We start from the raw sequence: 7,188 nt of genomic DNA on the forward strand, positions 1-7,188 counted from the left end.
CCGCTTATGGACCTATCGGACCCGAGCTCCCGGCACGAGCTGGCGAGACGGATGGCCGAGCTTTCTCGCGACATCGCGGCTCCGCGCTCGCTCGGACAGGTGCTCGCCGACGTGAGCGCCGCCGCGGTGGAGCTCATTCCGGCGGCAGACGTCGCCGGGGTGCTGCTGATCAAAGGGGGCGGAGACTTCGAATCCGTCGCCGACACCGACGGCCTGGCTGCGGAGCTCGACAAGCTGCAACACGAATTCAATGAGGGGCCCTGCCACGACGCCGCCCTGAAACAGACGATCGTGCGCACCGACGACCTCCGCGAGGAGCCACGCTGGCCCCAGTACGCGCCCGCGGCCGTGCAACGCGGCGTGCTAAGCAGCCTTTCGTTCAAGCTGTATACGGCCGAGCGCACGGCGGGGGCGCTGAACCTGTTCAGCTTCAAGGCCGACGTGTGGGACACCGAGGCCGAAACCATCGGCACCGTCTTCGCCGCGCACGCCGCTTCGGCAATCATGGCCGGACGCCACGGCCAGCAGATGCAATCGGCCCTGTCGACGCGCGACCGCATCGGGCAGGCCAAGGGCATCATCATGGAGCGCTACAACGTAGACGAACTGCGCGCGTTCGACCTGCTCCGCCAGCTCTCCCAAGAGAGCCAGGTGAAGCTCATCGACATCGCGCAGCGCGTCATCGATACTCGCCGCGAAGACTGACGCTGGGTCGAGGCCATCTACGATGGGGTGGCTCCATCGACGAGGCCGGCGCGGCGCGGCGCCGGGGAACGGGTGGCCACCGTGTGGGATTTCGAAACCGACCCCGAATACCAGGCAAAGCTGGACTGGGTCCAAAAGTTCATGGTCGACGAGCTCGAACCGCTCGATCTGGTCGCTCTCGACCCGTACGACAAGAAGAACGCCGAGATGATGGCCATCTTGCGGCCGCTGCAGCAGCAGGTGAAGGACCAGGGCCTGTGGGCCGCACACCTGCGCCCGGAGCTGGGCGGACAGGGCTTCGGTCAGGTCAAACTCGCGCTCCTCAACGAGATTCTGGGGCGGTCCCGCTGGGCGCCGTCGGTCTTCGGCTGCCAGGCGCCCGACTCCGGCAACGCCGAGATCCTGGCCATGTTCGGCACCGACGAACAGAAGGCCCGCTACCTGCAACCGCTGCTCGACGGCGAAATCACCTCGTGCTATTCGATGACCGAGCCGCAGGGCGGTTCGGATCCCGGGCAGTTCGTCACCGCCGCGACCCGCGACGGCGACTACTGGGTGATCAACGGCGAGAAGTGGTTCTCCACCAACGCCAAGCACGCCTCGTTCTTAATCGTCATGGCGGTCACCAACGCCGAAGCGCGTACCTACGACAAGATGTCGCTGTTCATCGTCCCGGCCGAGACACCGGGCATCGAGATCGTCCGCAACGTCGGCGTGGGCGCCGAGTCCTCGGCGCGCGCGAGCCACGGTTATGTCCGCTACACCGACGTCCGGGTCCCAGCCGATCACGTGCTGGGCGGCGAGGGCCAGGCGTTCATGATCGCGCAAACCCGGCTCGGCGGGGGCCGCATCCACCACGCGATGCGCACAATCGCGCTGGCGCGCAGCGCCTTTGACATGATGTGCGAACGGGCGGTATCGCGCAAGACGCGGCACGGGCGCCTTTCGGATTTTCAGATGACCCAGGAGAAGGTCGCCGACAGCTGGATCCAAATCGAACAGTTCCGGTTGCTGGTGCTGCGCACCGCGTGGCTGATCGACAAGCACCACGACTATCAGAAGGTGCGCCGGGACATCGCCGCGGTGAAGGTCGCCATGCCCCAGGTCCTGCATGACGTCGTGCAGCGGGCCATGCACCTGCACGGCGCACTGGGGGTTTCCGACGAGATGCCGTTCGTCAAGATGATGGTCGCGGCCGAGTCGCTGGGCATCGCCGACGGCGCCACCGAACTACACAAGATGACGGTGGCGCGCCGGACGTTGCGCGAATATCAGCCCGTGACAACGCCTTTCCCGTCGGCACACATACCCACCCGCCGCGCCGAGGCCCAGGCCCGGCTGGCCGAGCGGCTCGAGCATTCCATCGCAGAGTTCTGAACCCTTCGCCAGGCTTCGCCGTGCCCCGCCGTCCGCGACACTTAAACCACGCACACGACACGCCGTAAAGCACCGCCATGGTTTAAGTCTCGCGGTTCGCGGGGCGCCGGCTCAGGCGCGCCAGGCTTTGTCGTGCGCGACCGCGGCCGTGGTTTATGACTCGCGGCGCGCCGGCTCAGGCGCGCCGGGCTTTGTCGCCCGCGACACTTAAACCACGCACACGACACGCCGTAAAGCGCCGCCGTGGTTTAAGTCTCGCGATTCGCGGCGCGCCAGCACGGGCAAGCCGGGCTTCCCCGTGCGCGACCGCGCCTTGGTTTAAGACTCGCGGGGCTCCGGCTCCGGCTCAGGCGATGTAGCGGACGATGCTCTCGGCCACACACGCCGGCTTGGCTGCGCCCTCGATCTCCACGGTGGTCGACATGGTCGCCTGCACAGCGCCGTTTCCGACGTCGTCGACGCTGACCAGCGATGTCTGCGCACGCACCCGGGAGCCGACCGGCACCGGGGCGGGAAAGCGAACCTTGTTGAGGCCGTAGTTGATTGCGAGCTTGATGCCGTTGACGGTGTAGATCTGGTGCTGCAGGCGGGGCAGCAGCGCCAGCGTCATGAAACCGTGGGCGATCGTCCCGCCGAACGGCCCGGCGGCCGCGCGCTCCGGATCCACGTGGATCCACTGGTGATCACCGGTCGCGTCGGCGAACAGGTTGACGTCCTCTTGGGTGATGGTCACCCAATCGCTGTGGCCGATTGTTTCCCCGGTAGCGGCCGCGAGGTCGGCGACTGATTCGAAGGTGCGCATTGAGTCCTCCTTGACTTCGCGGGTAACAATAACGCTCGTCTCAGCCCGGCGGCGGCGCGGGTTTCAAGGACACGCTGTGCCGTGGCCGGAACAGGTTTCACACCAGCGAGCCGGGGAAGCCCTGCGCGAGGATGCAGAATCGCACGGAGGGAGACGGCATGCCCGAACGCACACGGCACGGGACTGAGCCGAAGGCGCAAAGGGCCACGGCGGGTCGGCGGCCATCGGAGCGAATCCGCGAAGCCGAAAGCATGCGCCTGAATGTTCCGATGCTCGGACAGGTGCGAGTACCCCGCGCCGACCACCTCGCGTTCTACGGTGGACTGGCCGCGCTGGCGGCGATCCAAGTCCTGGATTGGCCGATGGTGCTGTTGCTGGGAGCCGGGCAGGCGCTGGCCGAAAGTCAGCACAGCCGCGTCGTCCGCGGGTTCGGTGACGCGCTGAGCGACACCTGATCGACCCCGTCGGTCGCAACCGCAATGGCGCTGCCACAAGCGGATTGGTTTCGATGCTCAAGGTCACACCGCCCCAAGTTTGGCAGCGCCTGAGGGGGGAACCCGTCAGGGGTTGAGAGCCCCACCGGAAGGAAACGAATGGCTGAGAATAAGGGCCACAAAGCCGAGTCGGACGTGGAACCCGAGACCCACGAGTCTCGATCGCGCGACGCGGCGGGAGAGGCCGACGGCTCGTATGTCGGGGCGGCCGGTTCCGATGACTCTTTCGACGCCGGGGAAACGGGTGCTGAAGCGCGGAGCCAGCAAGACTGATCCGCTGCGCCACAGGCCAATTCGAGGCGCGAGGTGTTGCTATCCGAGCGCGCCGATCGCGGCCTGCAGTTTGGCGGTGGCCTGGTCGGCCACGTCCTGCAACGCCCCCGGTTCGCCCGTCACCTTGACCATGAGTTGGGGATCCATCGCCTCGACGAGCACCGCGTCACCCGCGCCTTCGGGGTCGGCGCGCACCACCACGTTGCACGGGAGCAGCTGGCCGATCTGACGGTGAACCCCCAGCGCGCGATGCGCCAGGGTCGGGTTGCACGCCCCCAGGATGAGGTAGTCCTCCATGTCCTCGCCCAGCTTTTGCTTCAGCGTGGCCTTGACGTCGATGGTGGTCAACACGCCGAAACCCTGCTCGGCCAAGGCTTCGGTCGTTCGTTTCACCGCGTCGTCGAACGACGTGTGCAAAGTGGTGCTCAATCCGGTTGTCATTTCTTCTCCTCTTTCCAGTGTGGAACTGGTGGAAGCGCTAGGCCGCGGAGCGCGGGCGTTGCAGCTGGGCGAATTGGGGAACCGCGGCCAACGTGGCGACCGCGTCGAACAGCGCGACCGTGTCCTGGACCTCGGGTAAAGCGGTCAGGACCGGACCGAAGAAGGCACGCCCGTCGATCCGCAGAATCGGGCTGCCCCCGGTTTCGCCGAGCGCATCCTGGGCCTCCTGGTGCCCACGCCGCACCGGTTCATCCCACGATTCGTCGGCGATGACCGCGGCGGTGGTGTCCCGGGCGCCCGCCGCGGAAAGCATGCGGCCGACGAGGCCCTCGTCGAAGGGTTCGGAGCGATCGAAGTATCGCTCACCGAACGCGAAATACGCGGCGGTCCACCCGGCTACGCCCCGCTCCCGCGCGATGGCGGCCATCAGCCGGCCGACGCGTTGAGAATCACGCATGCGCGCCTGCTGAGGGGGCGGAAGTTCCCGTCCCTCGTTGAGCACCGCGAGGCTCATCAGCCGCCAATCGACCGCCGAGCCGGTCTTCTCGGCGACGGTGCGCAGCCAATGCGCGGTATTCCAGGAGAACGGGCACACCGGGTCCAACCACAGCGTGACTTCGGATCCGGCTCGACCATCGTCGGCGGGGTTCATCGCTCTTCGCCTTTCGTAGACGCCGGCCGTCAGGCCAGGCTCAGGAACAGTTTTTCCAGCTCGTCGATCGACACGGCCGGCTGGCCGGTACCACCCGCCGGCCGGGTGATGCAGTCACGCAGGCCGGAGGCGATGATCTTGAAACCGGCGCGGTCCAGCGCCCGGGACACCGCGGCCAGCTGAGTGACGACGTCTTTGCAGCTGCGCCCCTGCTCGATCATCGCGATGACGCCGCCGAGCTGACCATGCGCCCGGCGCAACCGGGCGAGGACGGCGTCCATGTCGCCCGGGTCATGCCCGACGATGTCGGCCGTGCGCGACGCACCGCCGCTAACTTCGTTTGCCATGACTCCTTCATACCATACCCCGAGGGGTATATGCTGTACCGGTGTTGATACCCCCGGGGGTATGGTATACCTGGACGCCGGACAACGTCGCCGGTGCCTGCGGGGCCCCGGAGTGCGGGCCGAATGGCCCTATCGGGTGCGGCCAGGCGGGCGTACTCCGTAACGAATAGGCCAGGTCACGAGCGAAAGGCTACGTCAGTGTCCACGTTTCTCAAACGGGCTTGGGTGCCGCTCGTCGTCGTGGGGGCGGTCGCCCTCGGCGGCGTCGCCGTCGACCGGCTCCGCGGCGTTTTCGGCTCGGACGCGATCTTCGCCGCGACGGGCACCAGCGCCGAACCGCTCGAGCCCTCGCACATCAAGCGCGTGACCTACGAGGTGTACGGGCCAAGCGGCACAACGGGAAGCGTGAGCTACCTGGACAAAAACGCGCAGCCGGAACAGGCGGACTTCACCAACCTGCCATGGACCCTCACGGTCACCACGACCATGCCGGCCGTCATCGCCAGCCTGGTGGCGCAGGGCGACAGTGACGGCATTGGGTGCCGCATCACCGTCAACGGTGAAGTCAAGGACGAGCGGTCCTCGGCCGGACGACACGCCCAAACTTCCTGTCTGGTCAAAGCCGGATGAACACCGAGTCCGAGGCGCGTCCGAGGTTCATGCGGTTCGTCCGCAGATTCGCCGTGCCCATCCTGCTGGCATGGCTGCTGCTGACCGTCGCGCTGAATGTGCTTGTGCCGCCGATCGAGTCGGTGGCCCGGAACCACGCGGTGACGATGTCACCGCAGGACGCGCCGGCGATGATCGCCGCCAAGCGCATCGGCGCCACTTTTCACGAGTCGGACTCCGACAGCATCGCGATGATCGTCTTGGAGAGCGACAGGCAACTCGGTGACGAGGCGCACCGGTATTACGACGGCCTGGTGCGGAAGCTGCAGGCCGACCCCAAGCACGTCCAGCATGTCCAGAACGTCTGGGGTGATCCGCTCACCGCCGCCGGCGTCCAGAGCCGCGACGGCAAAGCGGCCTACGTTCAGCTCAACCTCGCCGGCAACCAAGGCAGCACCCTGGGGAACCAATCCGTCGACGCGGTGCGCAAGATCGTCGACAAGTCGGAACCTCCACACGGGCTGAAGGTGTACGTCACCGGGCCAGCGCCGCTGACCACCGATATGAACGAGGCCGCCGACAAGAGCATGTTCAAGATGATGGGCGTCACGGGGGTGGTCATCATGATCATGCTGTTCATCGCCTATCGCTCGATCAGCACGGTGCTGCTGGTGCTCGTCATGGTCGGCTTCGAAATGGGCACGGCCCGTGGGCTTGTCGCGCTGCTGGGAAACTCCGGCCTGTTGGGCTTCTCGACGTTCGTGGTTGCCATGCTGTCCTCCTTGGCGATCGCGGCCGGAACCGACTACGCGATCTTCCTCATCGGCCGGTACCAGGAGGCGCGCCAGGCCGGACAGGATCGGGAAGCCGCCTACTACACGATGTTTCGCGGGACGTCGCACATCATCCTGGGGTCGGGCTTGACCATCGCCGGAGCCACGTTCTGCCTGCACTTGGCGCGCCTGTCCTACTTCAAGGCGCTGGGCATACCTTCGGCTCTGGGACTGCTCGTCGTCGTCGCGGGAGCGATGACCGCCGCGCCGGCCGTCGTGGCGGTGGCGAGCCGGTTCGGCTTGCTCGACCCCAGACGGATGATCAAGACGCGCGGATGGCGCCGGATCGGGACCGCCACCGTGCGCTGGCCCGGCCCGGTCTTCGCGGCCTCGCTGGTCATCGCGATCGTCGGCATCCTGATCATGCCGAGCATGAAGGTCAGCTACAACGACCGGTACTACATACCCGGCGGCCTGCCGTCAAACGTCGGATACGCCGCCGCGGAGCGCCACTTCAGCGCCGCCACAATGAATCCCGACATCCTCATGATCGAAAGCGACCATGACATGCGGAACAGCGGCGACATGATCATCCTGGACCGGCTCGCCAAGGAGGTCTTCGCCTCCCCCGGCATCGCGATGGTGCAGAGCATCACCAGGCCGCTGGGCGGTCCGATCGAGCACACGTCCATACCGTTCCAGATCAGCGCCCAGG

At 66.6% G+C, this 7,188-nt stretch carries 10 protein-coding genes; 6 read left to right on the forward strand and 4 right to left on the reverse strand.

Annotated elements, in window-relative coordinates; translation table 11 throughout:
* The first annotated feature begins 6 nt into the window (after positions 1 to 6).
* Together A5681_RS05375 and A5681_RS05380 are read left to right on the forward strand one after the other, a co-directional pair.
* Complete coding sequence (locus tag A5681_RS05375; protein ID WP_067270174.1) at positions 7 to 705, forward strand: GAF and ANTAR domain-containing protein; 699 nt, start codon at positions 7 to 9, stop codon at positions 703 to 705.
* Between the two features lie 81 nt (positions 706 to 786).
* Positions 787 to 2,082 (forward strand): acyl-CoA dehydrogenase family protein, encoded by a 1,296-nt coding sequence (locus tag A5681_RS05380; RefSeq protein WP_067270210.1) that lies wholly within the window; start codon positions 787 to 789, stop codon positions 2,080 to 2,082.
* A 346-nt stretch (positions 2,083 to 2,428) separates the two neighbouring features.
* On the opposite strand, the gene A5681_RS05385 is transcribed toward A5681_RS05380, so the two are convergent.
* Positions 2,429 to 2,884 carry a MaoC family dehydratase gene (locus tag A5681_RS05385; RefSeq protein ID WP_067270175.1) on the reverse strand — a complete coding sequence of 152 codons (456 nt, stop codon included), beginning with the start codon at positions 2,882 to 2,884 and terminating at the stop codon, positions 2,429 to 2,431.
* 281 nt (positions 2,885 to 3,165) lie between these two features.
* Between A5681_RS05385 and A5681_RS27605 the strand changes: the two genes are divergently transcribed.
* A complete protein-coding gene (locus A5681_RS27605; RefSeq protein ID WP_231996213.1) occupies positions 3,166 to 3,339 on the forward strand; it encodes a hypothetical protein in 174 nt (57 codons plus the stop codon).
* A gap of 138 nt (positions 3,340 to 3,477) precedes the next feature.
* On the forward strand, positions 3,478 to 3,651 hold the full coding sequence (locus tag A5681_RS27360) for a hypothetical protein (protein WP_197498512.1): 174 nt from the start codon (positions 3,478 to 3,480) through the stop codon (positions 3,649 to 3,651).
* Positions 3,652 to 3,690: 39 nt separating this feature from the next.
* Here the strand turns inward: A5681_RS27360 and A5681_RS05395 are convergent, their stop codons facing one another.
* The 3 genes from A5681_RS05395 to A5681_RS05405 are packed head-to-tail and all read right to left on the reverse strand — an operon-like array spanning position 3,691 to position 5,091.
* A complete protein-coding gene (locus A5681_RS05395; protein ID WP_067270180.1) occupies positions 3,691 to 4,092 on the reverse strand; it encodes a DUF302 domain-containing protein in 402 nt (133 codons plus the stop codon).
* Positions 4,093 to 4,129: 37 nt separating this feature from the next.
* Positions 4,130 to 4,744 carry a DsbA family protein gene (locus A5681_RS05400; RefSeq protein WP_067270182.1) on the reverse strand — a complete coding sequence of 205 codons (615 nt, stop codon included), beginning with the start codon at positions 4,742 to 4,744 and terminating at the stop codon, positions 4,130 to 4,132.
* 29 nt (positions 4,745 to 4,773) lie between these two features.
* Positions 4,774 to 5,091 carry a metal-sensitive transcriptional regulator gene (locus A5681_RS05405; RefSeq protein WP_067270185.1) on the reverse strand — a complete coding sequence of 106 codons (318 nt, stop codon included), beginning with the start codon at positions 5,089 to 5,091 and terminating at the stop codon, positions 4,774 to 4,776.
* 198 nt (positions 5,092 to 5,289) lie between these two features.
* On the opposite strand from A5681_RS05405, the gene A5681_RS05410 reads away from it, so the two are divergent.
* Positions 5,290 to 5,721, forward strand: coding sequence for an MmpS family transport accessory protein (locus tag A5681_RS05410; RefSeq protein ID WP_067270187.1), 432 nt, complete (start codon positions 5,290 to 5,292; stop codon positions 5,719 to 5,721).
* Positions 5,718 to 7,188 (forward strand): MMPL family transporter (locus tag A5681_RS05415; protein ID WP_197498514.1); only part of this gene is annotated, 1,471 nt, incomplete at its 3' end. The genes A5681_RS05410 and A5681_RS05415, both read left to right, overlap by 4 nt.

The sequence above is a fragment of the Mycobacterium scrofulaceum genome, from assembly GCF_001667885.1.
Lineage (GTDB): Bacteria > Actinomycetota > Actinomycetes > Mycobacteriales > Mycobacteriaceae > Mycobacterium > Mycobacterium scrofulaceum_C.

Coding starts and splice junctions, on each gene's coding strand:
- A5681_RS05375 (WP_067270174.1), top strand. CDS start 7: ATGGACCTATCGGACCCGAGCTCCCGGCACGAGCTGGCGAGACGGATG.
- A5681_RS05385 (WP_067270175.1), bottom strand. CDS start 2,884: ATGCGCACCTTCGAATCAGTCGCCGACCTCGCGGCCGCTACCGGGGAA.
- A5681_RS27360 (WP_197498512.1), top strand. CDS start 3,478: ATGGCTGAGAATAAGGGCCACAAAGCCGAGTCGGACGTGGAACCCGAG.
- A5681_RS05395 (WP_067270180.1), bottom strand. CDS start 4,092: ATGACAACCGGATTGAGCACCACTTTGCACACGTCGTTCGACGACGCG.
- A5681_RS05400 (WP_067270182.1), bottom strand. CDS start 4,744: ATGAACCCCGCCGACGATGGTCGAGCCGGATCCGAAGTCACGCTGTGG.
- A5681_RS05405 (WP_067270185.1), bottom strand. CDS start 5,091: ATGGCAAACGAAGTTAGCGGCGGTGCGTCGCGCACGGCCGACATCGTC.